The sequence below is a fragment of the Microbulbifer maximicatervae (SeqCode) genome, from assembly GCF_056232625.1.
The window spans coordinates 789,206-815,892 of the sequence record NZ_CP174324.1 but is presented as its reverse complement, the minus strand read 5'-3'; the positions used below and the strand labels follow the sequence as shown (position 1 = coordinate 815,892).

Here is a 26,687-nt window from a genome sequence, read left to right as displayed (position 1 = left end):
TGATCTTATACTATCGGAAGCGGACACAAGTATAGGATTTTTAGGCTCTATTTCTTTATCCCCCCCTGAGGCTGCCCCGCATTATTGAGCTGTTTCCCTAACTCAGCCTGCGCTTCACGCCTTCTATCCGCCACTCTATTCTGTGAATGACGAGCCTGGCCGCGATCATTATCGCCAGGCGCACTCGTTACAGCCTGCTTTTTTGTGGCGCTACCAATGGGTAATTCTGGGGGCATTTTTCACTCCATATACAGTTCATTTTTACTGGAAAGGATGTCAGATAGGCCACTTTAACCTGAAGGGCTTAACATCAACCCTTTGCTCAAGCTGAATTTTACCCCTATTCAACTTTCTGGATCTTTCACAAACGGCCCTAAATTTTTAAATTTTGAGCTTAAATGAGTTCCCTGGCACCGATTTTTAGGCGCGGGCAGCTCGGACGCTCAGCGAATCAAGGCTGAGGTTGAACCCCTATCTAGTTTAAAAGCTGTGCTTAATGACACGTCCAACTGGAACTAACCACAAAATAGAGATAGCCATCCCCCTCATCACCACAACCAATATTCCCCCCCCTAATAGGGAGCCCACTCTCACTAAAAGAGCCTTTGAGGAGGTATCCGTCGATTGGACAAGATTGACGTCATCTGCCCTTCAAGAGCCTGCTCGTGGGCAGACTCGAAACTGAGATGAACTACGCAAGCGTGGCCTACTTGCGGCTCCCAGTTGTGTTCGGCGCAACAGGCTTGAATATAACCAAGCCAAATTCCAACTGTGATCAAAAGCGCTTAAAGCCAAGGTAGTTGTGAAGGGGGGTGAGCCTAGTGGAATCGCAGACTCAGGCTTTGGAAAGAATGCAGCGTGACTGCAACCTCAAGTGAAATTGATGCTTAACGCCCCAGTCATCCAAGCTCGCAGGGGACATTTAAGGATCTTGAACGTGTTTATCAACGCGTCGTTTGTCAATACCCATGCAAAGGTTACCCATTGCTATCTGTGCACCACTAAGGCACAAATCACGGCAGTAACTTCTTTGAACAATCGAGTATTGTCGTTTCCCATCATAAATAACCTGCCGGTACTGCATACCCTATCTGGCCAGAGTACTGGATATTGCGGAACGCTGGGGCAGCATAATTATCAGTTGTACTTAAGTATTAATGGAATAAAACATCCACAAGCGAATATACATCCGTTCACGCCGCAAAAAACATTTTATAAGAACTCTAGCAGCCTTCATTACGACGATAGATCTATGGGTTAATAGAAGAGCTTCAAAAGGATTTGGGGAAATAGCTAGTATATTGCCATAATGATCACACTCGGCAGGAACAGAGTATTGTGAGCGCACACCGACGACAACCCTTGCAGAGGGTAAAAGCATCCGGAAAGATAATTTCACAAACTGAATTAGACCTGACAGAACACCTTATAAGAAATCGGTAACTATCAGGTCTAAACTAATCGAACCTAGGAATCCCTAATCCTTCCCAGGTCACCCCGGCAAACCATAGACCAACAAAGTTCTATTTTTAGTATTTAACAAAACGCTTACATTCGTTGCTGAATTATCCAGATCGATAATGTTAACATTCCTTCCTGTCTTTTCAATTGCTTTAGCTATCGCGGAGGCTCTAACATAATTTCTTTTTGATCCCGGTCTTCTAACAATAAATACCTCACTACCACTTTCTATATTTAAAATATCCGTGCTAAGCCCACCATCTCTAGATACTATAATGCCAAGATAGTGAGCAAGGGTACATTGACCATTCTTATCAAATACAACCACGGGAGTACAAGGAGCAAAAGACGAGGAACAAAGATGACTAACCTGCTCCGGGTTAACCGTTTTATATTTGGAGGTAGGTACACTTTGAGCAGTTATTTGCTTGCCGGCCAAATTGAAGTTAACCAACCCACCTACATTATCTTCAAGCTCTCTTATGCGGCTTTCAAGGATAGGCTTAAAAATCACATTCAAGCCAGTAGCTTGCTTCGTATTACAATCGGCCATAATCTCCGCAATTTCTTCATCAGCAGCATCTGTCGGCGGAATTTTTTCAGACTTATTTCGTGCCTGTATTTGACTGGCAACAGCCTTAAAAGCATTTGGAAAACGCAAACTATAATTATTGTAAGATAATCCATAGCCAATCAACCTAGAAAATTTCAACCTCCTATCTTTTACAACTACCCTCTCGTCTTTATTTCTCTGCAAGGATTCTGAAGGCTTTTTTTGAGAAATTCCTGTAGATATTCTTAAGTTTGTCATAGAGTCACTTAATACTTGAAATCAAGTCCCATTTAATCAAAGTTGATATTTCTTATACCTTAAAAGATCTCTGCAACTCAACGCCTTAATAAAAATATGTCCAATATTGAAAAAAACAACCCAAAGCATAAAAATATGCTGCCGATAATTAAATTGCGAAAGCAAGCTGTAGTGCGCTTCTATATACTCGAAGATGAAGCCGAGGACCATTAACGTCCTTTTTATTGCTGACCCTTAATTAGAAGGTCAAGCTTACCCTAAAATATTGATAGCCGGTGTTTTCACAGTCGCGTCAAATAGTATTTACTGTTATTTTATTCTTTTTTTAAGGAATCTGCTTCCATAGCCCTCCACCCTCAATATACTCTCAAGTTCTTCACTATAACAAGTACTGCCCGTCCAAACATTTCTAAAGCTTTTACCATAAAATAATTTAGTAAACACCTGAAAGTCAGTTACTTCAGCAAAGGTTGCCTCCTATCCCTATATCAGCCTGTACTCGTTGTTTATGCAAGCATATTAAAGATCTGCGTGTTGGTAGATCTGGGTCAGGGCGGCTGTGAGTAATTCCATGATGCATCCAGACTTCAGAGCAGGCCAAAATCTATGCACGACCTTGTAAGAAGGCCTAGACCTTTCAACAGGTCGCAATACGGGGTGTGAATCTCCATGAAAACTCCATAGCGCTAGGCTTAACGGTAACACGTTGCAGCTCTTACAATGGTAGGTTTATCCGCAGCGAGTGCGGCCTAGCCTCTGTAGCCTTTAAGTTCCGTAGAGGCATCGTGGGATTATTCAGCAACTAGCCCATCACTAAAATCAGTTAGGCACCGAGAGTTTGAATTGTTGAGTAAGAATTTATTAAGAAGTGCGATTTAAACCATACTGCATTCATCGCTCAGTAATGATGGAGCTTCTCGACTCCCGGCATTATCCATTTGCCATTCAAAAAGGTATCCGATGGATTGTAGATACGAAGAGTTAAGCTGAACTCACCTTTTGGGGAGGGCAGCCAGTTTGTAATGTTCCCTTTCGGTGCCTTATTGGCGATCAAAATACTTAAGGCCCCATCCGGGCCAACGATCAGAGGGTCTCGGCTGCTGAGAAGGTAGCGATTTATCGGATTATTTACCAGATAGCCATCAACATCATAGAGCGTCAGGGACCAAAAGGCATTACCTGGTGGTGCTGATGGAAATACCAGTCGATAGCTGTTTTCTCCATCGAGAAATTCTCCCCGACTATCCACGTAAGTCGTTGGGTATACTGCTTCATCCGGTTTTAGCGCACCAAGGCCCGCCATGGCAACGCCCGCACGAGTGGCATAATTGGTGCCATACTCACCAATCGTATCCCGCCAGACTCTCCAACCATTTTCAAGGTTATCTTGTCGCCTGCTTTCAGTTGCCTCATGAAGACGTTGGTTAGCAATATTGGATCCCATAGTGAGAGCCACACGCCGCCACCAAGGCAGCCTATCCAGCGAGAAATCATTTTTAGTCAGCAAATCAAAGCGCATTAAATTTTTTAATGCAAGCGGGTCCTTGGGCACGATGGCCTGTTTTCGCAACAAGCTAACAAATTGCTGAAAAAACTCGTCGACAGAAAGCTTGTCGACAAAAGCCTTGGGGTTATCATGCTGATTAATCCGGCTCTCGCTAATTACCGTTGATGGAAACGATTCACCGTCAGGCCAGCGAGACAAGGGGGTAATTGCAAACCCCTCTTGGATGGTAGCTACATTGGCTACATCCTCATAACTATAGATTTCAATGCGGCCTATCATCCACACCATTAAAGTAGGAGAACGAATAACCTCAAGATCATCCGGTACTGAACCACTCCACTCGGGCCCAACCAATAAATATTCACCCGATTCACCATTATTAGAGGAAGTACCTATGCTACCAAAAACATTGGTCCAAGCATCCATAAATGGCAGTATGTAATAGCGCTCCATCGCTGGCACAGAAATAACCATGGGACCATCAGTAAGATCAAACCATACTACGCTGTAAAGCGTATCATTATTGGGTCTTACCACATTTCGAAAGGTATGATCCGGAAAACTGTGCATATGGTATAGGTGATTAGATTCCCTTCCGGATACGAAATCGACAGCCATACTTTGACGGGTAGCCTCCATCACTACCAAAGGGTAAGCAAACAAGTAGGCGTTAGCCCCTTGTTTGAGAATCTTAAAACTATACCAGCCAATGATCGCCCCTAGAAAAACTGCAACCACCAAGACACCAGTAAATTTATTCATAGATTATTATGTACTTGTTATTGAATAAAATTATGCCCCTATAACGCTAGCGATACACATAAGACAACAAAAAATAGCCACCTGAATTAGGCCGAAATTAGGCTCCAGATTTTTCACTACTCGATTAATTTTTATTATTTTCTTAGGTGAAGCATTTGTAGCTGCACACCCAATATTGCATCTAAAGGCCACATTTTCGCAACCTTTCAATCCATCAATATACATTATCACAATTACTAACAGGCGCAAGCATCTATCTGCGGAAACTTGCAACCTATAAAGTCCACCAAGATTTAACTCCGCAGACCACAAAACCTATCCCAAAAACGTATAGAATTTACAGTTTCAAGCACCATCTACCTTGATGTCGTATAACGCACTTATTCGCAAACCTATATTCCAGTAGAGTATCTATAACTCCCACCCCAAACATAAAAAAGCAAAGAAATAATCCTACCCAACAAATAAACACACAAAATAACTACCAAAATACAAAGTTGCTCGTCCATACGGTTAATTCAGAAATATTATCTATACCAACCAACCTAAACGCTTCAAGAAAACACCTTCCGGCGAAACAATAGCTTTAATTATGAGTTGTATGAAGCTGTATGTAACCATTGTTCTCCTGGGTTACTTCTGCGCACAATCTCTCACAGTGCACCCATCTTAAAGTGGATTCTCCTGATGACGAGCTAACCGGAAGCAAATGATAACTTTTGAGCAGAGCCACTGGTTGTGAGACGCCAATTACAAATGTGGGAATTCTAGAGACAATATTCAATCGCTTTTACGATTTGAAAGGGACACACCAATACTACGGATAATCAAACGTCAATTTAAACATACAGACTTATAGCTATGGCGTACGGATCTTATAACCAATTACATTTCACACAAATTTACAAAGTAAAATATAGACTGACACCCTCAGAAACAACGTAAATACGCAACTAAATAGCAGCCGATACCAGCCAGTTAGCGGCTGGCATCTTTCACATAGCTTATTTGTCATTACAAAAATCTTTACATAACGTCATCCAACATACCTTTTTACGTAAGCATCAACTGCCCAGTAGCCCGTGTATTGACTCCCCCCAGACATATAAGCAGTCCGATAATAGCTTTCAAAAAAGCGGAAGAAATCATCTCTGGTTGAAAAACGATACTCACCGTAATTGGGATCAAAAAATAGTGCTCCCACCTCCGTACGCCACGGGACATTGGGGTTAGACAGCCAAGCGGCCACACTGTGCGCCGCTCCCATCGAAAACATCCCCATTTTAATGCGCCCTCCGAAAGTTATCATTGCATATGCATCATATAAATTGCGTAGCTGCAATGATAAAGCAATATTATTTGGGGGCTCCCGTCTTAGTGCAGGCCGGGGCTGTCCCGGTATAATCTCAACCCTATTAGCAGCCATTCTATCTACAGAGGAATCACTCCAAGCCAACTTGTATTCAAGGCCGTGCCATATCAACCATTCCTTAATTTCTTCAGATTGACGACCGGTCGCTCTCCAGGCCTTAAACTGTTTTGCTACTTTCATTAGATGAGTTATATTTAAGGACTGGTACCTTATATATGTAAACGGTCCAAGCTTTACTCGCTTCGGATACAACCCCAATTGAGCAGGTAAGCTTGTTTCATCCAGGGCATTCGTCTTAACCCAGTTCGCCGATAGGCCTTCACAAATTCCCTTTGGACTATGGATTGCATACCATGGGTAAACACGCAATCGTGTTGTAGTCTGTGTAAACGCCCAAGTTTTTACTCCACCGTACATCCTCGCAATTCGATCAATGTGCATAAATTCAAATCCTTTTTTCAAGCATTAATTTATTTACATCTACGAAAATCTGAAGCTTTCAGGTATCACACACCATCTACTATTAGCCACCTTTTCCACGAGAACCGTATATATCAACTGCGACCTATTGGATCCCAGCCCTTGAGGATTTTATGCTAAGGATTTCCGCCTGCATGACATCTAGGGTGTTTGATTGGCTAGATTGCTCAACTACAGGTTAGCCCTCCCTGGTAGATATAGTACTAATTACCCTTTAACCTCCTTTTAATATCGACATTAAATATATTGCTACCATTAATACCTACGCAGGTATCAAGTACAACCTTCCATAGCTTACTGACGATTGTATGGTTACCTACAGAGACTATTTTATAATCAAGGTACCTCCATGGGACTCAAACAGGTCTAAATCCACGGGATATAGAGGTACCTTTTTTAAATTAAAAGCCGGCCTTTTGGTTCAAAGTTGCAAGTCCACTTACTAGGCCATTAGCAATCCCCTAAATTAGTTCCTTCTCAATATTTTTAGAGTTAAACGAAATATATCACCTACAAGAACTACTTTTCCAAACTCTATCAATAAGGCAGGAGTCATAACCAAACTTGGGCCTGTAGTATCGAGTAAGCAATATATTAAAAAATAGGAAAAAATGCTCTCGGTCCTGAAACCAAAATTCACCAAAATTTGGATCAAAGAAAAGTGCATCTTGCTGCAACTGATTAAATGTCGGAGCCCCTACCCATGCGGCCATTGAGTGTGCATCGGCGACTCTTTCATTTGGGCGCCTCATACTCGAATAACTTAATAGGATCGATGCATATGCACCATTGATTTTTGCCAGTTCTAGTCGTGCATAACCAAACTCTTTGCCTTTATTTTTCCCCCAAGACAATACCTTCAGCCCATTTAGACTTAGCCACCTTTGGTAATACTTTTCCCAGTCACCTGACTTACTCCATTCATCTTGCCTACTCTTTATTCGTAAATAAGCATGAACATTGAATGGAATATACGCTCCACTCCAACCTTTGACACCGCCAAGGGTATTAACCAAATGGTCGTCATAAGCATGATGCTTGATCCAATCGGCAGAAAAGGACTGGGACATACTATTAAAACCAAGCCAAAACCCGACACTCGTTCCAGACCCTGCTTGGTTTAAATCCCAAGTACACACTCCGTTAAGCTGTCTAGCCAAATCATAAACACTATTAAACATATTTTACTACTACTCAAATAATTTGTTGTTAGTGCAATAAACGCACACAGTTCTTACGCAGGGATATCATTTACGCTCTTTTCCCTTCAAATTGACTCTTGCTGAAATCTCAAGTGCAGCGTGTTAGAAGTGATAAGCTTACGGGCAAAAATTAGGCAGAACTTTAGATAATGGGTGGGAATTTTTAGATTTTGGCCATAATTTAATAACAGCCAAATACAGGGAGCATCTAGAAGAATGGGAAAGCTAAGGGGGGATGTAGCCGTGTTCTGGATGGCGAAAACAGGCGACATCCGCTGTGTCGCCTGCTTCTGCAATCTATCAATTCTTAGTCATGCATTGGGTTGCGAAGAATTGGGCAAACCGCGTCTTCATTCTTAGCCATATATTGCTGGTGGTACTCCTCGGCGTAGTAGAACGGTTGAGCCATGCTAATTTCGGTGGTGATTGACCCACGATCTTTGGCGTCCAACGCTTCCTGCACAGCCGCCCTGCTCGCTTCCGCCTCCTGTTTCTGGCCTTCGTTCAGACAGAAAACACAGGAACGGTACTGGGAGCCGATATCATTACCCTGGCGCATACCCTGGGTTGGGTCATGGTGATCCCAAAAGATCCGCAGGAGCTCTGCGTAGCTCACCTTTTTGGGATCAAAGATTACTTTCACCACCTCTGCGTGCCCGGTACGGCCGGTGCAGACTTCATCGTAGTTCGGGTTTTCAGTGGCGCCATCGGTGTAGCCAACGGCAGTGGCAAACACACCATCCGTATCCCAGAACACATGCTCTGCGCCCCAGAAGCATCCCATACCAAAAATGGCGACTTCCAGGTGCTCGGGGAATGGTTCTTTAATGGTGTTGCCATTTACAAAGTGGGTGCCACTGATCTCCATCGGCTGGGGCCGGCCGGGCAGCACCTGGTCCGCATCGGGTATCTGAAATTTGTCGTATTGCATACTGTTTTCTCAAGTGCAGGTATTTTCTTTTGTCAGGATAGCTCGAAGGCGCTTATCCTCCCAGATCCAGGGAGCCTCTGGATAATTCCGTGGTGCCTCTGGCTTTCAGAGTGTGAATCGCTCTGAAAGCCCCGTAGGGCGGGTCTTGAAGGCCACAGCTGCTACCTTGCAGCTCTTGGCCATTCGCTGGCGAGCTGTGCATAAGCTTTGCAGCCTTCAAGACCCGCAGAGACCTTACGGAATTATTCAGAGGCTTCCTTACTATATTAATCCGCGAATCAAGTAGTTAAGAGGACTCTATGATACGCAGAACAAACATTGGCAGATCAACACTATAAGGAGTCGTCATTGGCGCGCTTAATCTTACTGATTTTAATCGCCATCGGTGCCTGGTATCTCTGGCAAAAAATCAAATCTAGCTCACCGCAGGAGCGGCGCAAGCAGATATTTATGGCCTGTATCGCCGGTGTCGCCGTAATAGTGGTTGTGCTGGCTATCACCGGGCGCCTGCATTGGGTAGGAGCAGCGCTCGTGCTCATTCTTCCTGTGTTGGGCCGTTTACTCAGTCAGCTCTCCCGTTATTTACCTTGGTTGATGCCATTGTTTGAAAAGTATTCAAGCAGGCGCCCAAATCCAGGGGCCACTCAACATCCGCCGCCACACAACGCCGAGGGCCCGCCACTCTCGGAACACGAAGCGCGCCGAATCCTTGGCGTTGACGCCGATGCTGGCAGAGATGAAATCATTAGTGCACACCGCAAATTGATCCAAAAACTCCACCCAGATCGCGGCGGCAACGATTACCTGGCATCGCGTATCAACGCCGCTAAGGAGTTACTACTGAGCATTCTTGGTTAAACCTTACAAAGCAGGTGGATATACCTGGCCAATTGCCGATAGGGGTCCACCTGGGAGTATTCAAGCTCCTTTTCCACAATGGCCGACGCGGGCAACTTTTCCCGGATTGATGGCGTCATAAAATCGTGGAAGCAGCGGATGCCGCTGTGACAAGCCACAGAAAAGCCCGCTTCGGTCAGCCAGTCTTCCACCCATTCCGGCAGCAGTGGATTCTGTGGTGTGAGGCTGCCAGGGTGGCCACCCCAGTTATCCCCTTCAATATTGCGGTCCAACTGGCGAAAGCTGCCCCGCTGTAATAGACGGAACTCAAGGGCACGTCGATTGTAGAAAGTGAGCGAAAGATGCCCACCAGGCTTTAACAGGCTGCGCAGCTGCTGCAACGCCTGTTGCGGCTGCTCCAACCATTCCAACACAGCGTGGCAAATTACCAGGTCGGCGTCCTTTAACGCTTCTACTTGCGGCAGTTCTTGCAGGGGTTTATGCAGCAAGGTCATTTGCTTTTGCAAATGGCGCTGGCGAATTTCCGCATCCGCGAGTTCAAGCATCTGCGCAGAAATATCTGCGAGAAAAACCTCGTGCCCAGCCTCAGCCAGATCCATGGCAAAGTGGCCCTGGCCGCCCCCAGCGTCAACGATTTTTAGAATGCGCTGCTCGCTCCCCAACAGCGGCGCCAGATCCCGGTTGAGCACTGCCAAGCGGATATCCCCTTTAAGGCCGCCATAGATACGGTTGCGAAAACGGTGAGCGAGATCGTCAAAGTTTCGATCTTTACGCAGGCTGTCACCCATCGGAGCCCTCACCTTGCAAAGCCTCATTGCAACGGCGGCGGTTCTCGGCGAATTTGCGCTGTAGCGCCTCTTCCATATCAACCCCCAGTACAGCGGCCAGTTTGCTCAAGTACATCTGAATATCCGCCAGTTCAGCGGCAACTTGCTCGGCCTTGTCGCCTGCCATTAGATCCTGGATATCTTTATCACTGCACCATTGAAAGTGTCGCCCTAACTCTGCAACTTCCACAGATAGCGCCATGGCCAGGTTTTTTGGGGTATGCAGTGACTGCCAGCCGCGCATTTCAGCGACTTCATCAAAAGCCGCCAGGATTTCACGGTCTTTCATCGAATTTTTTCCTCTGCTGGCGCTCCAGCCCGCCCTCCCGGGCCGCCAAAATTGAATTCAGTGCGCGGGACAAAAACTCACGCCTGTATAAAACACAGACAACAAACAGATAGCCGGCAACAAACAGGATTGGGTGGATAAACCAGCCCAGCACTGACATTGAGAAATAATAAGAGCGCAGACCGTAGTTGTAACTGTGGCCCGCATGGTCAATCACCTTGGCTGTACTGATGGCAAATCGGCGTCGCTCTTCCTCAGATAGATCACCGGTTTCCGGCGGCGGTGCTGCGCCAATAAGTACATTGGCGAAGGAGTACTGGCGCAGTGACCAGGTAAAATTGAAAAAGGCGAAGATAAAAATCAGGATCAACAACATCACCTTGAGCTCAAACTGCTCAACGGTGGTGGGCTCCGCAAAAGGCAAACTGGTAAGCACTTCGATGGCGGCCTTGTTCGCCGTCAAAGCCGTCACTAAACCCGCCAGGATAAGAATACTGGTGGAGGCAAAAAAACCAATGACCCGCTCCAGGTTACTGAGAATAGCGGTATCCGCCATGCGCATATCCCTATCGAGCATACGCATCATCCATTCAACGCGGTACCACTGAAGCGATGAAGTAAGACACCAGGTTTCTTTGGCTTTTTTTCGCGCAAAAACGGTGTAACCCACCCATGTGATAAAAAAGCCAATGACACTGGCAATATCCAACCAGGACAACCTCTAATATCTCCGTGTTCGTCTACATTTATGCCGTAGCTTCGGCAAGCGAAGTCTTCGCCCTACTGGCATCCTTGTCAACACTGTCTTTCCGATGTGTGCAAGCGGTAGAATAGCGCCCTTTCGCCGGCAGCAGTGGCCGGCCAGAAAATTCATATAACTCCAGGGAGCTGTCTTTTGAGCAACTCACATCCTGCATTTGAACTGGTTACCAGCGCAGATATTGATTCTCTCGGCGTGCGCGTCGAGGAATACCGACACATTACGACCGGTGCCCAGCACCTGCACATCGCCGCAGACAACTCGGAAAATGTTTTCCTTGTCGCCCTGCGCACCGTGCCTGAAGACTCCACCGGTGTCGCCCATATTCTTGAACACACCGCCCTGTGCGGCAGTGACAAGTACCCGGTGCGCGATCCTTTCTTTATGATGATCCGGCGCTCACTCAATACCTTTATGAACGCCTTCACCAGTTCAGATTGGACCGCCTACCCGTTTGCCAGCCAGAATCGAAAGGATTTTGACAACCTTCTCGACGTCTACCTGGATGCGGTATTTTTTGCGCGCCTGGACCCGCTGGACTTTGCCCAGGAAGGCCACCGCCTGGAATTTGCCGAGGCGGATAATGCGAGCAGCGAGCTCGTCTACAAAGGTGTCGTGTTCAATGAGATGAAAGGCGCCATGAGCTCCGTCACCTCGCAGCTGTGGCACACCCTGAGCAAATATCTGTTCCCCACCACCACCTATCACTACAACTCCGGTGGCGAACCTACTGATATTCCAAAGCTGAGTTACGAGCAGCTGGTTGCCTTCTACCGCAGCCACTACCACCCCAGCAACGCCACCTTTATGACTTTCGGTGATATTCCCGCAGCGGAACACCAGGCCGCGTTTGAAGAAAAAGCGCTGCACAAGTTCGAGAAACTCGACAAGACTATTTCCGTTGGGCGCGAAGACCGCTACCAGGCGCCGCTGAAAGTTGAAGAACACTACCCGTTAAATAGCGAACCTCTGAAGGCCAAGACCCATATCGTATTGAGCTGGCTGCTGGGTGATGTCACCGATCTTGAAGAGGCCCTGACCGCACACCTGCTCGCCGGTGTACTGCTGGATAACAGCGCCTCACCGCTGATGAAGCTGCTGGAAACCACCGACCTTGGCACTTCCCCTTCTCCGCTGGTTGGCCTGGACGATTCCCAACGCGAACTGGTGTTTGTCTGCGGTATTGAAGGCAGCGAACGCGAAAGTGCCGACGAGCTTGAGCAACAAGTTCTCGACGTGCTGAGGGACGTGGCGGAAAACGGCATCCCCTACGAACAGGTAGAAGCCAGCTTGCACCAGCTGGAATTGCAACAGCGGGAAATTGGTGGCGACGGCTACCCCTTCGGCCTGCAATTGATTCTCACCGCATTGACCGGCGCCACTCACCGTGGCGATGCCATCGGCCTGCTGAATATCGATGCCACCCTGGAGCGTCTGCGCGAGCAGATCAAAGATCCAAAGTTTATCGCCAATAAAGCCCGTGAACTTCTGCTGGAGAACCAGCACCGCGTACGTATGGTACTGAGTCCCGATGAGCAGTTGGCTGCGCGCCGCGAGCAAGCGGAGAAAGACCAGCTGGCGGAAATCAAAGCCGCTCTCAGCGAAAAAGAAAAAGCACAGATTGTCGAAACCGCCAAAGCCCTGGCCGATCGACAAAACCGCGAGGACGACGCTTCTATCCTTCCCAAGGTCGGCGTGGAAGATATTCCCGCAGAGCTTCCGGATGTCGAAGGCGAAGCAATAGACTTGGGCCCACAGAAGTTGACCCGCTACAGCGCGGGCACCAACGGCCTGGTTTACCAACAAATGGTCTGCGCGCTGCCGGAATTCACCGAAACCGAAAAACAGCTGCTGCCTTACTACTGCCAGGTACTGAGCGAAGTTGGCCTGGGTGAAAAAGACTACCTGGAAGTCCAGCAGTGGCAGACCAGCGTGGTAGGCGCCCTGCACGGTTTCACCAGCAGCCGCACTGCCATCGACAACCTGGATCACTTGTCCGGCCACTTTATCCTGTCCGGTAAAGCGCTGGCACGCAATCAGGGCGGCCTGACCGAACTGATGCAAGCCACCATGGAGCAGGTGCGTTTTGACGAGCACGCCCGCATCAAGGAACTGCTACTACAAACCCTCGCCCGCCGCGAACAGGGTGTTGTCGGCAACGGCCACGCCCTTGCCATGGCTGCCGCCAGTGCCGGCTACAACCGCGCCGCCTGGGAGAGCCATGCCAGCGGTGGTCTGCTGGGATTGCGCAACCTGCGAGCCCTGGTTGCCGGACTGGAAAAAGAGGAAGGCCTGCAAGACCTTTCCACCCAATTCCAGGCTATCCACCAGAAAATCCTCGCAGCACCGCGCCAGTTCCTGCTGGTGGGTGAAGAAGAGAAAATTGGCGATTTCAGCCAGACACTGATGCCACTGACCTCGACTTCCAGCATCGCCGCAGCCAACCCCGCTGCACCTTTCGAACGCAAACAAATCGAGGAACTCTGGGTTGCCAACAGCCAGGTGAACTTCTGTGCCAAGGCCTACGCTACTGTGCCTATGTCCCACCCGGATGCGGCCCCGCTGTCGGTTTTGAGCGGCTTCCTGCGCAACGGCTTCCTGCATCGCACCATCCGCGAACAGGGCGGCGCCTATGGCGGCGGAGCCGGCCACGACAGCAATATCGGCGTATTCCGCTTCTACTCCTACCGCGATCCGCGTATGGGTGAAACCCTGGAGGACTTCGACGCATCCCTTAAGTGGTTGGCCGAAGAGAAGCACAAGGAAGAACAGGTTGAGGAAGCGATCCTCGGCGTCGTCGGCGGTCTGGATAAACCCGGCTCCCCCGCTGGTGAAGCCAAGAAGAACTTCCACTCGGGCCTTTACGGTCGCACCCACGAGACGCGCCAACAATTCCGCAAGCAGGTTACAGAAGTTACCCTGGAAGACCTGCAACGCGTCGGTGCCACCTATCTGGACCGGAGCAAGGCCAGTACCGCCATTGTTACCGGTCCCCAGGGTAGCGAAGCGGCAGCCAAACTCAACCTGAAGGAAGAGAAGCTCTAACTGGAGCTCGACGATTCCCCGACAATTTGTCCGGGGAAGCTCTGCGGCGCCGGCCAAAACCGGCGCCGATCTATCGCCGTTATCCTCTAGCGAAGTTCCAATGAGTAAACACGACAATATTTATGCAAACCCACTGGGCCAGGTAGCCGGCTTCGAGTTCGATCGCCAGGTGGTGCAAGTTTTTCCCGATATGATCAAACGCTCCGTGCCCGGCTACACCACGATCGTAGCCATGATCGGCACCCTGGCAGAGCGCTACGCCCAAGCTGGAAGCCGCTGCTATGACCTGGGCAGCTCCCTGTGCGCGGCAACCCTGGCCATGCGCCATCGCATTCCCGCTGCCGACTGTGAGATCGTCGCTGTAGACAATTCGCAAGCCATGGTTGATCAGGCGCGTACGGTCCTCGAAGCCGATAGCGGCGAGGTTCCCGTTCAGCTTATCTGCGACAACCTGCAAAACGTAGCTATCGAAAATGCCTCGGTGGTAGTGCTCAACTTCACCCTGCAATTTATTCCGGTGGAAGAGCGCGAAGAAATCCTGCAGAAAATCCACGATGGTTTGCGCCCCGGCGGCATTCTGATTATTTCCGAGAAAGTGGACTTCGCCGATAAAGCCCATAACGATTTAATGATCGAACTGCATCACTCCTTTAAAGCCGCCAACGGTTACAGCGCGCTGGAAATCGCACAGAAGCGCTCTGCCCTGGAGAATGTATTAATTCCGGAAACCCTGGATACCCACCGCACACGACTGAAAAATGTCGGCTTTACCAGTGTCGATGTCTGGTTCCAGTGTTTTAATTTTGCCTCTTTAATCGCCATCAAAGGCGCGCCGGAAAAGTAAGTACCCCGTGATCGACTACACCCAACTCTATCAAGGCCTGCAACACGTTCCCGCCCTGCGCACCTGGCTGGCCCAGCTGCCAACACAGGTGGCTGAAAACCTGAGTCCTCATCGCTGGGGCGACCTGCCCGATTGGCGCGCAGCGGTGGAAGCCCTACCGGAAATCACGCCCTCCGCTATCGAACTCAACCGCAAGGTCAGCGCAGGCACTGCCGCCGATGCCAGCCCGGAACAACTCGAAGCCCTGGAGCGGGAACTGCGCAAATTACACCCCTGGCGCAAAGGCCCTTGGGAGTTATTTGGACTAAATATTGATACTGAGTGGCGCTCCGATTGGAAATGGGATCGGGTACTTCCGCACTTGGCACCACTGAAAAATCGACTGGTGCTCGATGTGGGCTGTGGCAATGGGTACCACTGCTGGCGATCCTACGGTGCCGGCGCGCGCCGCGTAATCGGTATTGATCCTTCCGCCAAATTTGTCGCGCAATTTTACGCGCTGAAAAAATACCTGGGCCAGGAAGCACCAGTGGATTTGTTGCCCCTGGGTATTGAAGCGCTCCCGGCAAACTTGCGCGCTTTCGATACCACTTTTTCCATGGGGGTACTCTATCACCGCCGTTCACCCATGGATCACCTGCGCGAATTGCGCGAAACCCTCCGTCCCGGCGGCCAGCTTGTACTGGAGACACTGGTTATCGACGGCGGACTCGGCGATTGCCTGGTACCCGAAGACCGCTATGCAAAGATGCGCAATGTGTGGTTTTTCCCCAGCTGCGCCACCCTGGAGAGCTGGCTGCGCAAGTGCGGTTTCCGCAACCCCAGGACCGTGGATTTGAACACCACCAGCCTGGAGGAACAGCGGCGCACCGACTGGATGCACTTCGAATCCCTGGCAGATTTTCTCGACCCGGAATCGCCAGACAAAACCGTGGAAGGTCACCCCGCGCCCAAGAGAGCAGTTTTGGTCGCGGAAGCGCCGTAGCTTGTCTATACGCTTAAGGTCTGGGAACTCATAAATTCCGCAAAATTTGCTGCTAATAGAATTTTGTACGGAATGGGGAGCACCATCTTGATTGTTGCGACTCATAAGGCAAAGTGCGCCCCTAAATAGTGCAACTATATCCTTTAGGGAGGGCTGCCGCAGGATGCAGCCCGGCGCAGAGAATATTTATGAGTATTAGCGTTTTTGAGCTTTTCAAAATTGGGGTTGGCCCTTCCAGCTCCCACACGGTGGGCCCCATGGTCGCTGCCCGCCAATTCGTGCAAGATTTACAAGACCGGGACCAACTGCCCCGCACAGACCGCGTACAAGTCCATTTATACGGCTCACTGGCCCTGACCGGGGTTGGTCACGGCACCGATATGGCAGTTCTGATGGGGCTATTGGGTCAATCTCCAGACACCATTGATGTCGACTCGATTGACGAGAAAATGGCGCAAATCCAGAGCGAGCGCCGCCTGTTATTAAATAGTGACCAGGGTATCGAATTTATTCGCGAGCGCGATCTGGTTTTCCATATGGAGGAATTTCTTCCCCAGCACTCCAACGGAATGACCTGCCAGGCTTACGCTGGCGAAGAGCTGCTGTTCGAGCGCAGCTATTTCTCCATCGGCGGCGGCTTTGTGCTCTCCGAAGAAGATTTCGCTCACAAAGAGGAAATCGCCACCCTTCTGCCCTATGACTTCAGCAATGCAGAACAGCTGATGAAGATCTGTGATCATCACGGTTGGACTATTGCCGAGCTGGCCATGGAAAACGAAAAAGCCTTCCGCAGCGAGCAGGAAGTCAAAGACCGTTTGTGGAATATCTGGAAAGTAATGGATGCCTCTATTGAGCGAGGCTGCCACCAGAATGGCATCTTGCCCGGCGGCCTCAATGTTCGCCGCCGCGCTGCCGAACTCTACCGGGAGTTGAGCAAACAGAGTCCGGAAGAACGCAACCACGGCCTCGCCATTCTCGACTGGGTTAGTCTTTTTGCCCTCGCCGTAAATGAGGAAAATGCCGCGCGCGGGCGCATCGTCACCGCGCCCACCAACGGTGCCGCCGGTGTGATTCCCGCCGTTATCGCCTACTACGTGGAATTTGTACACGACAGTAAAATTCACGGTGAATTGAAAGACCAGGTAGTGAAATTCCTGCTCACCGCCGGCGCTATCGGTATGCTGTTTAAAAAGAATGCCTCTATTTCTGCCGCTGAAGTGGGCTGCCAGGGAGAAATCGGCGTAGCCTGCTCCATGGCTTCCGCCGGCTTGGCCGCCGTAGAGGGCGGCACCAACCAGCAGATTGAAAACGCTGCTGAAATTGGTATGGAACACAACCTCGGCCTTACCTGCGATCCAATCGGCGGGTTGGTGCAGGTCCCCTGTATCGAGCGCAACACCATGGGTGCAGTAAAAGCCATTAACGGCGCACGCCTGGCCCTGCGCGGTGATGGCGCTCATATCGTACCGCTGGACAGCGTTATCGAGACGATGCGTCAAACCGGTATCGATATGCAGAGCAAATACAAAGAGACTTCTCTCGGCGGGCTCGCAGTTAACGCTGTGAACTGCTGATATTTTTCGGCAGGAGCACAAATCCGCTCCTGCCGCTTACTTAGCCCGGAAGATACCAAATTCTTTTTGTGGCATATCTCCAACGAACCCCCACCGGTCTTTAAAAGTCACTGGTTAAATATCAACGAGCGATGAGCTCCAACACCCGCCATGGTGCCGGATGCAATCGCAAAGGTTCCGCTTTGCATCGGGTTGGATAAATCCCCAGCAGCAAAGACTCCCTTTACAGAAGTTTCCTTAAAGCCATCCACCTTCACAATCCGCCCGGTAAAAGACTCCTCCAGCTCCAACCCCAATTTATCGATAAACGGAGAGGTCAACTCCGCTTTGGGGCTCACGTAGAGCCCCTCCAGTGGCAACTTGCGGCCATCCGCCAAAACAACTTCACTTAAACTATCCCCCTCTCCCTCCAACTGCGTAATTGGGGCTTCTTCCAGCATCACTCCTCGAGCCAACAAGTGATCTAGTACCTCACCCTCAGGATTAAACCGCCCCTGGGTAAACAAAGTGGTAGCGCCCCAATCCGGAATCATCGCCGCCTGGTGGAAAGACAGCTCGCTGGTAGCCAGCACACCTAAAGGGCGATCACTCAGCTCATAACCGTGGCAATAAGGGCAGTGAATCACACTCCTACCCCAGCGCTCTCTCACGCCAGGGATATCCGGTAGCTGGTCCGTAATGCCGGTTGCCAGAATTAGCCTCTTCGCTTCAAAGGTGGTACCTCCCTGTGCAGCAACAGCAAACCCCTCTTCATGAACATCCACAGTATCCGCAGTGTCTTCAACCACCTGGAAGCTCGAGTAAGCATGTAGCTGGGAAAGCGCCGTGCTACGAATTTCCTCGGGCGTCTTACCATCCAGGCAAAACACTCCATGGGACGCTTTTGCAAAGCGGTTTCTAGGTCTTTTAGCATCCAGCACAACGACCTTGCGCCTGCCGCGAACGAGCTGCATCGCCGCAGACAGACCGGCAAAACTTCCACCGATAATCAATACATCCGTATCCATAGCCACCCCTCCGATATCATGTAACTTTTATTGTTACACAAAAATTCAAAGCTGCACAACACACGTAACAGCAAAAGTTTCGTGATAAACTGCAGGATCAGAAATTTAGGTGAATTATGCGCAAAGACAGCCGATTATCCCGGGCACTTCATGTCCTTATCCATTTGAACATGACCGACAAGCCGGTTACTTCAGACAAGATGGCGGCTATGCTCCTCACCAACCCTGTGGTGGCTCGCAGAACTATGGCGCTATTGCGGGATCAGGGGTACGTGCGCTCCAGTAAAGGGCACAATGGGGGCTGGTCACTCGCGAAGCCCTTGGATGAAATTACACTTCTGGATATCCATAAAGCGCTGGGAGACAGCTCAGTTTTTACCATTGGCCTCACAGACGAACACACTAACTGCATCATTGAGCACGCAGTAAATGCCGCCCTGAAGGATGCAATGGATGAGGCGGAGAGTATTTTACTCGCGCGATTTGGAGAGATCACTCTGGATCAGCTCGGTGGAGAATTTACACACATAGAGACTTCGGAATAATTCGCCTCTCCCTAGGGAGCTCCAAATTTCGATTCTGAGCCTCCCTAATATCCAGGTCCATTTTGCGATTGCAAGATGCACCCTATGCTTTAGCTTGGTACTCAGGATGTATTCTCGCCATCAACAAAACGTCTATATAACGACCCGCCTTAAACCTACCAAGCCGCTTAGTTCCCTCCACCTGAAAACCCGAGCCCTCATAAAGTGCTTTTGCAGTACCATTATCAACATGAACTTCCAGCTCCAATCGTATTAGATTGAGCCAATTATCCGCCTGATTAAGCACCTCTTTCATTAACATCCGGCCAACTCCCCGACCGTGAAATTCAGGATGTACCGCAATTGCCAGCACAGCACTATGTCTATCCCGGATTTTATTGGTTAAGAACAGAGTGACATACCCAACGACCTTGGTATCCAACTCAGCGACCAAGGTATAATTATTCGGATCAGAAAAAAGATTAGCGACTTTATCAGAGTTTAGGAAAAGTAGTTGAGAGGTATTTTCATTTACTGAGGCAAAACTATGAATCTCGAACAAATCCTTATTATCGGATTCTTCTAGGTGTCTGATTTTTATATTCAACGGAACTCCTTAAGGGATATCGAAAACAATAGAAAGTACTTCTATTGTTCTCTTTACTCCATATACACCAGATACTAATTTAAAGCGCGAACTGATCAATCAACCCGTGTTAGCCGAGCATCATCCACTGTCATCTGCCAAATCCCATCCTCTTCATAAGGGGGATTGGAAACATGAAAATTTGCAGTCAAAAATAAAAATCCAACACTGAAATCATCTCCGTTGAACTCTTTTATCGGCCCCTCTATAGAAGTTGTAACGCTCCCTTCAACCCGTTCATACAAGACCCGGCCATCAGTTGTTATGATCAAACTTATTTGGCTACCAATCCAAGGGCCAGCGTAATCTAACTTGTCTTCAGGAAGTGGTTTTGCACAACCGGCTAACATCAATAAAATAAAAATCCAAAAGGTATTACGCACTATCAATCCTCTTACCCCTTTAATATTTCGAGAATAACACCCTACCGTATCCCTGCAAAATCCCAGATAACAGGCACGTAATTCAGAAGCAACTCTTTAAGCCAGAATACAACTAAAGGAAACACTCACCCCATAACCAATTAGTACGTAGTAATGAATTCAATATTTGAAAGATCCACTACAACCCATGTGTATTGTCACTTCTGCACCAGGCGGCACCTTCTATATAACTAGACTAGTCTAATCTCTAAGGTACTCAGAAAAAGGGGGGAGTATGACCAATTACAACAGCCTATTTAACCGTCACTTCGCAAGTTCAGAACGGCTTAAAAATCGAGCAAAGCAGAGAGTTCCAAAATTTTCTTATGACTACTTAATAGAAGGCTGTATGGATGATATTGGCTTATGCCGCAATCGCCAGGCATTCGATTCTGTAAAGTTCACCCCCCAATATATCCGACCAAACTCCACACCGAGCTTAAAGTGTGAACTTTTTGGGAAGCTATACAGTGCCCCATTTGGCATAGCGCCCATTGGGCTACAGGGGCTTATGTGGCCAAATGCGCCCGTAATACTTGCCAGGGCTTCATATGAGCACAAGATCCCGTTCATCCTCAGCACTGTATCTTCTGAATCACTGGAGCGAATTTCTGAAGTCTCACAGGGAACAGCTTGGTACCAACTCTACAACCCAACAGACCCAGCTATTCTTTCTGACCTACTATCCCGACTAACCTCAGCCCAATACCAACATTTAGTCATTACCATTGATGTTCCTACATTTGGCTTACGCCCCAGAGACTTCCACAACGGATTGGCAATGCCACCGAAATTGAATGTAAAAAACATCTGGCAAGCGATACTCAGACCAAATTGGAGCCTATCCACATTGCGATACGGTCTCCCTAAATTTAAAAATCTAGAGCCTTACATTGATACCGATAACAAAAAACTTGAACTAACCGAGTTTATGAACACCACAACTATGGGCCCACTGGATTTTGGCAGTGTAAAACGTATAAGAGATCTATGGCCCCATAAACTTATTATTAAAGGGATAATGAGTGAACCCGATCTTCAACAAGCGATTAAACTCGGGGCAGATGGAGTCATTTTATCCAATCACGGTGCACGGCAACTTGATTTAGGCGAAGCGACTCTCCCCTTACTGAGACGGTTTTCCAGCTATCAGGATAGGATTTCCTTGGCTATCGATAGTGGAATCAGATCCGGTGTGGATATCGCAAGTGCTTGTGGCCTAGGGGCAAACTTTTGCTTTCTGGGAAGATTTTTTATGTATAGCGTCTGTGCCCTTGGCAATGAAGGAGCTAATCATGCAATTTACCTACTTAAAGCTCAAATGATGCAGGTGATGCAACAAGTTGGGGCTAATACGCTTAAAGATCTTTGTGGAAAGGTAGAACTCTCCATAACTCCAAGACCTATATGATGGTGCATAACACTATTTATCCTAACGTTATCTTTAGGATAACAAATTAGAGTTGAGTTATCCCAAGCTCACCTTTATGCAGAACAATAAAAGTTACAGCGAGCTAAAACAAAATTTCTAGCAACTTTTCATATTAAGTAGGCTGACCGTAAACTAACCTGAGTAGGCGCAATAGGATTACTTATCCACCTCTTACATAAGAAGATAATTAAACATTATAGGCACTTAAAAAATCTCACTTCCTATTGTTTTCTAACTTTTACGATACTTAACCATACGATCCAAACTCCAACCAAGAAGAGAGGATTTTTCTTGCGCCAACAATGGCAGATTAGCCTCAATAAAACGCTTATATAATATTTGCACTCCCAGGACATGATTGAGCATCGCATCCAATTGAACCTTTTTTGATCGATGTAGGGTCGGTAACTTATACTCTTGAATTAAAGTATCTATTTCCGAATATCGTAGCAATCCAGCTAAATTAACCTCCTTTGGGCTGAGAAATTTCTCAATAACTCGCTGCACCCGAGTCCAAGCTCCGGTAGCTGTCTCTACCGGAGGAGCCATGAATGCAAATTTTTGCTTTTTATATAGAACATCCGGAAGAACTCCCTTCATCGCTTCGCGAAGAACATACTTTTCTGTAGTTCCTCTAATCCTGACCGATGGTGGGATTTGTATAGCAAACGCTGCCAGGTGATGATCGAGAAAGGCCGGACGGGTTTCAATGGAGTGTGCCATATCTACTCGATCACTTACCCAGCCCAATATCTGGGTCTCAAACATAGTTTTAATCCAAACATACTGAGCAACATCCAGCGGATGTCTATCTTCGAGTTGTGATAAATCTAGCGTATCAACAATTGCCTTACCGGCATCATAACCAGATATTTCTTTACGCCACTCTTTGTTAAGCAATTTTTCTGCTTGATGATGACAGCTTAACCAAGATTGCAAGCATGTAGGGGTGAATCCTAAAGTCCGTTCCATTCCCTCTGATCGATAACTATCAATTGGTAGCATAGCTCCCTTAAATAAGCTATTGCTTCTTTCTAGATGTTGCTGCCAGGTTCTTCGTTTATTCAACTCAGTTTCAGATGTGCCATACAAGTAAAAATCTTTTTTAAATGCAGGATACCCAGAAAATAGCTCATCTGCCCCTTCCCCAGTAATTGCAACCTTGTAGCCATTAGACTTAACAGCTTTACTGAGCAAAAATTTAGCTACTGATAATGTATTGTAAAATGTCCTTTCGGTATGCCAGATGGTTTCTGAATAATTTTCATATATTTCTTCATCAGTTACCTTTACTATGAATTGGCTGATACCAATCTCACTCGCGGCTTCCTTTGCGATATGAGACTCATCGTAATCCGGATTTTCAAACGCTATCGTAAAGGCGGTGAGATCCTGCTGCGAAAGCGACTGCCCTACTCCAAGTAAGCTACCCGAATCAACACCACCTGAAAGATAATAGGTTACTGGGACATCAGCTTGAAGCCTCAAAGACACGGAGTCTATAATTTGTTCCCGCAAGCCCTCAATATAATACTCATCAGACTTGTCACGAGCATACTCATCTGAAATCAAAAAATCGATATCCCAATATTTATGTTGAGTAACAGCCAGTTCAGTGTTATCTCGCTTAACTTTTGTAATGCACCCAGGTTCAACCTGGAAAACCCCTTCAAAAGCGGTTGTTCCAGGAATCGACACCTGAATAAGCTGGTGATACACTCCATACGCTGTTAGTCTTCTTTGGACATCAGGGTGGGCAAACAAACTTTTAATTTCAGAACCAAATACTAAACCTTTTTTGATTCTTGCCCAATAAAGTGGCTTCACTCCAAACCGATCTCTAACCAAGTAGAGGCAATCCTCCATTTGATCGTAAACGGCAAATGCAAATTCTCCTCGAAGATGTTTAATAGCCCGAACAAGACCTAACTCCACAATAAGATGCAAGATAATTTCGGAATCACTTTTACTTAAAAAAGAAGCTCCAGAGGACCTCAGTCTGGCTCTTATTCGCTGATGATCATAGATTTCACCGTTATGAACCAAATAGTAACGACCATCTTCTGACACATAAGGCTGAGAAGCGCGCTCATCACTCAGGTCATTGATCGATAAGCGCACATGACTCATCCCAAATCCCAGACCTGGAGGGTTTGTAAAACCTACACCATCCGGGCCGCGGTGGTACTGGATAGCAGCCATATTTAGAAGGAGTTGACCATCGACAGGCATTGTACGCGCACTATGAAGAATCCCAGCTATTCCGCACATAGACGATACCCTTTATTGGGGTCATTTCGAAACTGGAGCGGCTAGATAATGTCTATGACCTCACTAGGGCGGCCACAAATAGCCATTGCCAAGGCCATTCTGACGTACACACCACCTTTTGCCTGTATAAAATACCAATTATGGGGTGTATCATCCAGATTACTATCAAGCTCCCCCATTCGGGGTAAAGGATGCAGCACAATAGCTTGTTTTTTCAAAGGAGAATTATTATCTATAAAATATCCAGCCCCAAAATCTCTATGCCCCGCTGTTTTTAGGGATATAGCATTCATATAGACCACATCGAGTCGGGGAAGAATATCTCCAATCTTATCCGTTAACCTTATTTTTAAACCTTTTTCCTGAAGCATTGATAATTGCGCTTGCCTAAACGGTTCTTGTTCTTCCTCATCACAAAGCACAAAAACCTCTGAGAAAATATCAGGAAAACAGCTCATGAGTATCAAGAGGCTTCTCGCCGCTCGCATTCGAGCTGGCGCTCCAATTAAGCCAATGGAGAGTTTTCGACTTTTTCCTGACAGAATGGAAGGGTTCCACTTGAGAAGTGCATATAGATCGATAAGGGATTGCGTGGGGTGCTCATCTATCCCGTTACCAGCATTGATGATTGGTATACTTAAATTATTAGACATAATTTTCACTGAATCTTCAGAAGAATCCCTCAAAATTACACAATCACCATAATTACTTACCATCTCTGCAACATCTCTTAAGCTCTCTCCGACACCAATACGTGTTGTCCCTTTATCTGTAATTGAAACAGTACTCCCTCCAAGTCGCAGCCAGGCGCTTTCAAAAGATAGCCTCGTCCTGGTGCTCGACTCAAAGAATGCGCTGATTAATATTTTATTGTTTAAATGACATGAGAACTTTCTATTATCCAGCTCACAACGAGCGGCAAGTCTGAGTAACTGCAATATCCCATCTCTATTAAGCTGACTGCTCGATATAAGGCTTTTACCATTTAGGGACTCTAAGTATCTACCCCGCTCTGGGATAGCCTCTACCAGAGCTTTTGCCATCAAATTTGTATCTTTGTCGAACGGAGCGCTAGTCATCATAACCAAAGCCTAAATAGAATTTGACGGGACAATTATCGCTTGAATAATCTGTGTGCAGATAAAGCACTTACAATACGGTTACTTAAATTCATATATCTAGTACCACCATCAAACTAAGAAGCTTCAACCAATTTATTGAACCTTATTCCAATACGGTGTTCTTTCTAGCATTTCCTGCTGAATATCTTCTGGAAGAAGTTGAAATGGTGGAATTTCCTGCTGTATCTGCCATCCGCCTCCTAGCGATAGATACACCTGCACCAGATTCGCAGCCACGGCACCTCGTGCTATCGCCAAAATATCCTGCTGCTGAACATCTGATATCAGCGTAGTTATCACAGTATCAAATTCCACTTGACCATTAGTATATTGAGACAGGGAAATATCGACAGATCGCTGGGAGGCCTGGGCAGCCACCTCATAGTGAACTAATTGCCTTTGGGATTTTATATAAGCGACAATAGCGTTCTCCACATCAGCTTGCGCCAACAGAACTATTTGCTGATAGTCAGACACCAACTGCTGAAAAATCGCATCCTGTAACCTGACATTGCTCCGAAGTCTTCCGTAGTTAAAGAGGTTCCAATCAAATTCAATAAAAAGGTCCCAGGCACTACTGCTGCCATTAAGTTGACCGCCATTGATATCGATAGCCCCTATCTCCCCCCCGATACTAAAATTTGGATAGAGTTCCGCCCTCGCAACGCCTATTAATTCACCTTGAGCTGCCAGCCGTCGCTCTGCTGCACGGATATCAGGTCGCTGTCTTAGTAGATCCTGAGGCATACCAACAGTAACGACTGTGGGAATCATAGGAATGGATGAGGGAAAAGAGACGATGTACCTCAAACTATTAGGAGGTATTCCCAGAAGGACTGCCAGGGCATTTTCAAACTGCTGTAAGCTTATCTCCAGTCCCGGCACGCTGGCTTCCGTGTTACTTAGCAGAGCCTGCGCTTGCTCCGCATCCAGTGCACTGACCTCTCCTGCACGAAATTTGACTCTCGCGATCCTTAAACCCTCGCGTTGTACGCGAATGTTTTCCCGGGCAACTTCCAGTCTGCGTTTCGTTGTGCGAATATTGATATAGGTTTGCGCCACCTGGGCAATAATAGAAACCAGCACACCATCATAGTCAGCTATGCTGGCTTCAAAATCTGCTGCGGCCGAATTAACCAGCCTTCTTAACTGCCCCCAGGTATCTAACTCCCAGGTTAAATTAAAGTTCGGGTAATATTCAGTCTGCAGATTGCCAGTGATCCCCGATCGAACATACTTTGAACGATCAATAAGTCCCTCAAGCTGCTGTGTTTGGGGATACTGGTTACCTATTGCAATAGCTAGCTGTTGCTGGGCCTGGAGAGCCCTGAGAGCCGCAGAACGCAGCTCCAGGTTATTCTCAATCGCAAGTGAGACTAATTCGTCCAGCGTCACATCTGAAAATGCCCACTGCCACCACAATGGGTTAACGGCTTCCAAGGTATCCAGTTTTGAGCTGGTTTGATAGATCCACTCACTTTCGACCTCTACCGGCGGGGGATGGTAATCTGGCCCCAGCATACAACTACTGCCGAAGATGAGCAGCAATGCCAACA

Annotated in this window: 22 protein-coding genes; 7 read left to right on the top strand and 15 right to left on the bottom strand. The window is 47.7% G+C overall.

The features are described 5' to 3' along the window. Positions 1-47: 47 nt before the first annotated feature. The 6 genes from ACJJI6_RS03575 to msrA all read right to left on the bottom strand — a co-directional run bounded on the left by ACJJI6_RS03575 (position 48) and on the right by msrA (position 8,526). Positions 48-236: a hypothetical protein gene (locus ACJJI6_RS03575; protein WP_475712511.1), complete on the bottom strand. Its 189-nt coding sequence runs from the start codon at positions 234-236 to the stop codon at positions 48-50. A gap of 1,256 nt (positions 237-1,492) precedes the next feature. Next, the gene (locus ACJJI6_RS03570; RefSeq protein ID WP_444917434.1) at positions 1,493-2,272 is read right to left on the bottom strand and encodes a hypothetical protein; all 780 of its coding nucleotides are present in this window, start codon (positions 2,270-2,272) and stop codon (positions 1,493-1,495) included. An 898-nt stretch (positions 2,273-3,170) separates the two neighbouring features. Further along, positions 3,171-4,541 carry a DUF1254 domain-containing protein gene (locus ACJJI6_RS03565; RefSeq protein ID WP_444917435.1) on the bottom strand — a complete coding sequence of 457 codons (1,371 nt, stop codon included), beginning with the start codon at positions 4,539-4,541 and terminating at the stop codon, positions 3,171-3,173. 1,036 nt (positions 4,542-5,577) lie between these two features. Continuing rightward, positions 5,578-6,354: a hypothetical protein gene (locus ACJJI6_RS03560; RefSeq protein WP_444917436.1), complete on the bottom strand. Its 777-nt coding sequence runs from the start codon at positions 6,352-6,354 to the stop codon at positions 5,578-5,580. Between the two features lie 545 nt (positions 6,355-6,899). Then, positions 6,900-7,574: a YopT-type cysteine protease domain-containing protein gene (locus ACJJI6_RS03555; protein WP_444917437.1), complete on the bottom strand. Its 675-nt coding sequence runs from the start codon at positions 7,572-7,574 to the stop codon at positions 6,900-6,902. A gap of 328 nt (positions 7,575-7,902) precedes the next feature. Further along, on the bottom strand, positions 7,903-8,526 hold the full coding sequence (msrA, locus tag ACJJI6_RS03550; RefSeq protein ID WP_282932528.1) for a peptide-methionine (S)-S-oxide reductase MsrA: 624 nt from the start codon (positions 8,524-8,526) through the stop codon (positions 7,903-7,905). Positions 8,527-8,874: 348 nt separating this feature from the next. Between msrA and ACJJI6_RS03545 the strand changes: the two genes are divergently transcribed. Further along, positions 8,875-9,384 (top strand): DnaJ domain-containing protein, encoded by a 510-nt coding sequence (locus ACJJI6_RS03545; protein ID WP_444917438.1) that lies wholly within the window; start codon positions 8,875-8,877, stop codon positions 9,382-9,384. Here the strand turns inward: ACJJI6_RS03545 and ACJJI6_RS03540 are convergent. The 3 genes from ACJJI6_RS03540 to ACJJI6_RS03530 are packed head-to-tail and all read right to left on the bottom strand — an operon-like array spanning position 9,381 to position 11,218. After that, positions 9,381-10,172: a methyltransferase gene (locus tag ACJJI6_RS03540; protein ID WP_444917439.1), complete on the bottom strand. Its 792-nt coding sequence runs from the start codon at positions 10,170-10,172 to the stop codon at positions 9,381-9,383. The two genes, ACJJI6_RS03545 and ACJJI6_RS03540, sit on opposite strands and share 4 nt — an antisense overlap. Then, the gene (locus tag ACJJI6_RS03535; protein ID WP_444917440.1) at positions 10,165-10,500 is read right to left on the bottom strand and encodes a nucleotide pyrophosphohydrolase; all 336 of its coding nucleotides are present in this window, start codon (positions 10,498-10,500) and stop codon (positions 10,165-10,167) included. The genes ACJJI6_RS03540 and ACJJI6_RS03535 overlap by 8 nt, the downstream gene beginning before the upstream one ends. Then, positions 10,487-11,218 carry a DUF599 domain-containing protein gene (locus ACJJI6_RS03530; protein WP_108733516.1) on the bottom strand — a complete coding sequence of 244 codons (732 nt, stop codon included), beginning with the start codon at positions 11,216-11,218 and terminating at the stop codon, positions 10,487-10,489. The genes ACJJI6_RS03535 and ACJJI6_RS03530 overlap by 14 nt, the downstream gene beginning before the upstream one ends. A gap of 177 nt (positions 11,219-11,395) precedes the next feature. Between ACJJI6_RS03530 and ACJJI6_RS03525 the strand changes: the two genes are divergently transcribed. From ACJJI6_RS03525 to ACJJI6_RS03510, 4 genes are all read left to right on the top strand, one after another. Continuing rightward, positions 11,396-14,305: an insulinase family protein gene (locus ACJJI6_RS03525; protein WP_475712510.1), complete on the top strand. Its 2,910-nt coding sequence runs from the start codon at positions 11,396-11,398 to the stop codon at positions 14,303-14,305. Between the two features lie 100 nt (positions 14,306-14,405). After that, the gene (cmoA, locus tag ACJJI6_RS03520) at positions 14,406-15,149 is read left to right on the top strand and encodes a carboxy-S-adenosyl-L-methionine synthase CmoA (RefSeq protein ID WP_444914037.1); all 744 of its coding nucleotides are present in this window, start codon (positions 14,406-14,408) and stop codon (positions 15,147-15,149) included. 7 nt (positions 15,150-15,156) lie between these two features. Continuing rightward, positions 15,157-16,134 carry a tRNA 5-methoxyuridine(34)/uridine 5-oxyacetic acid(34) synthase CmoB gene (gene cmoB, locus ACJJI6_RS03515; RefSeq protein ID WP_444897008.1) on the top strand — a complete coding sequence of 326 codons (978 nt, stop codon included), beginning with the start codon at positions 15,157-15,159 and terminating at the stop codon, positions 16,132-16,134. A gap of 188 nt (positions 16,135-16,322) precedes the next feature. Continuing rightward, positions 16,323-17,708, top strand: coding sequence for an L-serine ammonia-lyase (locus tag ACJJI6_RS03510; RefSeq protein WP_475712509.1), 1,386 nt, complete (start codon positions 16,323-16,325; stop codon positions 17,706-17,708). Between the two features lie 107 nt (positions 17,709-17,815). Here the strand turns inward: ACJJI6_RS03510 and ACJJI6_RS03505 are convergent, their stop codons facing one another. Beyond that, the gene (locus tag ACJJI6_RS03505; RefSeq protein ID WP_475712508.1) at positions 17,816-18,715 is read right to left on the bottom strand and encodes an NAD(P)/FAD-dependent oxidoreductase; all 900 of its coding nucleotides are present in this window, start codon (positions 18,713-18,715) and stop codon (positions 17,816-17,818) included. A gap of 116 nt (positions 18,716-18,831) precedes the next feature. Here ACJJI6_RS03505 and ACJJI6_RS03500 point away from each other — a divergent pair, with 116 nt between their 5' ends. After that, entirely contained in the window at positions 18,832-19,260 is a 429-nt protein-coding gene (locus tag ACJJI6_RS03500; RefSeq protein ID WP_445358517.1) for an Rrf2 family transcriptional regulator, read from the top strand. Positions 19,261-19,342: 82 nt separating this feature from the next. On the opposite strand, the gene ACJJI6_RS03495 is transcribed toward ACJJI6_RS03500, so the two are convergent. Next, the gene (locus tag ACJJI6_RS03495; protein ID WP_475712507.1) at positions 19,343-19,846 is read right to left on the bottom strand and encodes a GNAT family N-acetyltransferase; all 504 of its coding nucleotides are present in this window, start codon (positions 19,844-19,846) and stop codon (positions 19,343-19,345) included. A 95-nt stretch (positions 19,847-19,941) separates the two neighbouring features. Next, complete coding sequence (locus ACJJI6_RS03490; RefSeq protein WP_475712506.1) at positions 19,942-20,268, bottom strand: hypothetical protein; 327 nt, start codon at positions 20,266-20,268, stop codon at positions 19,942-19,944. A gap of 274 nt (positions 20,269-20,542) precedes the next feature. Between ACJJI6_RS03490 and ACJJI6_RS03485 the strand changes: the two genes are divergently transcribed. Further along, positions 20,543-21,718 carry an alpha-hydroxy acid oxidase gene (locus ACJJI6_RS03485; RefSeq protein WP_475712505.1) on the top strand — a complete coding sequence of 392 codons (1,176 nt, stop codon included), beginning with the start codon at positions 20,543-20,545 and terminating at the stop codon, positions 21,716-21,718. A gap of 252 nt (positions 21,719-21,970) precedes the next feature. On the opposite strand, the gene asnB is transcribed toward ACJJI6_RS03485, so the two are convergent. The 3 genes from asnB to ACJJI6_RS03470 form a co-directional block, all read right to left on the bottom strand. Next, positions 21,971-24,010 carry an asparagine synthase (glutamine-hydrolyzing) gene (gene asnB, locus ACJJI6_RS03480; RefSeq protein ID WP_475712504.1) on the bottom strand — a complete coding sequence of 680 codons (2,040 nt, stop codon included), beginning with the start codon at positions 24,008-24,010 and terminating at the stop codon, positions 21,971-21,973. Positions 24,011-24,051: 41 nt separating this feature from the next. Beyond that, entirely contained in the window at positions 24,052-25,092 is a 1,041-nt protein-coding gene (locus ACJJI6_RS03475; RefSeq protein ID WP_475712503.1) for an aspartate/ornithine carbamoyltransferase family protein, read from the bottom strand. Positions 25,093-25,224: 132 nt separating this feature from the next. Further along, positions 25,225-26,685 (bottom strand): efflux transporter outer membrane subunit, encoded by a 1,461-nt coding sequence (locus ACJJI6_RS03470; RefSeq protein WP_475712502.1) that lies wholly within the window; start codon positions 26,683-26,685, stop codon positions 25,225-25,227. Between the last annotated feature and the right edge of the window lie 2 nt (positions 26,686-26,687).

Excerpts from the sequence above, each read along its gene's own strand:
- ACJJI6_RS03575 (WP_475712511.1), bottom strand. The coding sequence starts at position 236 with ATGCCCCCAGAATTACCCATTGGTAGCGCCACAAAAAAGCAGGCTGTA.
- ACJJI6_RS03540 (WP_444917439.1), bottom strand. The coding sequence starts at position 10,172 with ATGGGTGACAGCCTGCGTAAAGATCGAAACTTTGACGATCTCGCTCAC.
- ACJJI6_RS03535 (WP_444917440.1), bottom strand. The coding sequence starts at position 10,500 with ATGAAAGACCGTGAAATCCTGGCGGCTTTTGATGAAGTCGCTGAAATG.
- ACJJI6_RS03475 (WP_475712503.1), bottom strand. The coding sequence starts at position 25,092 with ATGATGACTAGCGCTCCGTTCGACAAAGATACAAATTTGATGGCAAAA.
- ACJJI6_RS03570 (WP_444917434.1), bottom strand. The coding sequence starts at position 2,272 with ATGACAAACTTAAGAATATCTACAGGAATTTCTCAAAAAAAGCCTTCA.
- ACJJI6_RS03555 (WP_444917437.1), bottom strand. The coding sequence starts at position 7,574 with ATGTTTAATAGTGTTTATGATTTGGCTAGACAGCTTAACGGAGTGTGT.
- ACJJI6_RS03500 (WP_445358517.1), top strand. The coding sequence starts at position 18,832 with ATGCGCAAAGACAGCCGATTATCCCGGGCACTTCATGTCCTTATCCAT.
- ACJJI6_RS03565 (WP_444917435.1), bottom strand. The coding sequence starts at position 4,541 with ATGAATAAATTTACTGGTGTCTTGGTGGTTGCAGTTTTTCTAGGGGCG.
- ACJJI6_RS03560 (WP_444917436.1), bottom strand. The coding sequence starts at position 6,354 with ATGCACATTGATCGAATTGCGAGGATGTACGGTGGAGTAAAAACTTGG.
- ACJJI6_RS03485 (WP_475712505.1), top strand. The coding sequence starts at position 20,543 with ATGACCAATTACAACAGCCTATTTAACCGTCACTTCGCAAGTTCAGAA.
- cmoA (WP_444914037.1), top strand. The coding sequence starts at position 14,406 with ATGAGTAAACACGACAATATTTATGCAAACCCACTGGGCCAGGTAGCC.
- ACJJI6_RS03505 (WP_475712508.1), bottom strand. The coding sequence starts at position 18,715 with ATGGATACGGATGTATTGATTATCGGTGGAAGTTTTGCCGGTCTGTCT.
- msrA (WP_282932528.1), bottom strand. The coding sequence starts at position 8,526 with ATGCAATACGACAAATTTCAGATACCCGATGCGGACCAGGTGCTGCCC.
- ACJJI6_RS03510 (WP_475712509.1), top strand. The coding sequence starts at position 16,323 with ATGAGTATTAGCGTTTTTGAGCTTTTCAAAATTGGGGTTGGCCCTTCC.
- asnB (WP_475712504.1), bottom strand. The coding sequence starts at position 24,010 with ATGTGCGGAATAGCTGGGATTCTTCATAGTGCGCGTACAATGCCTGTC.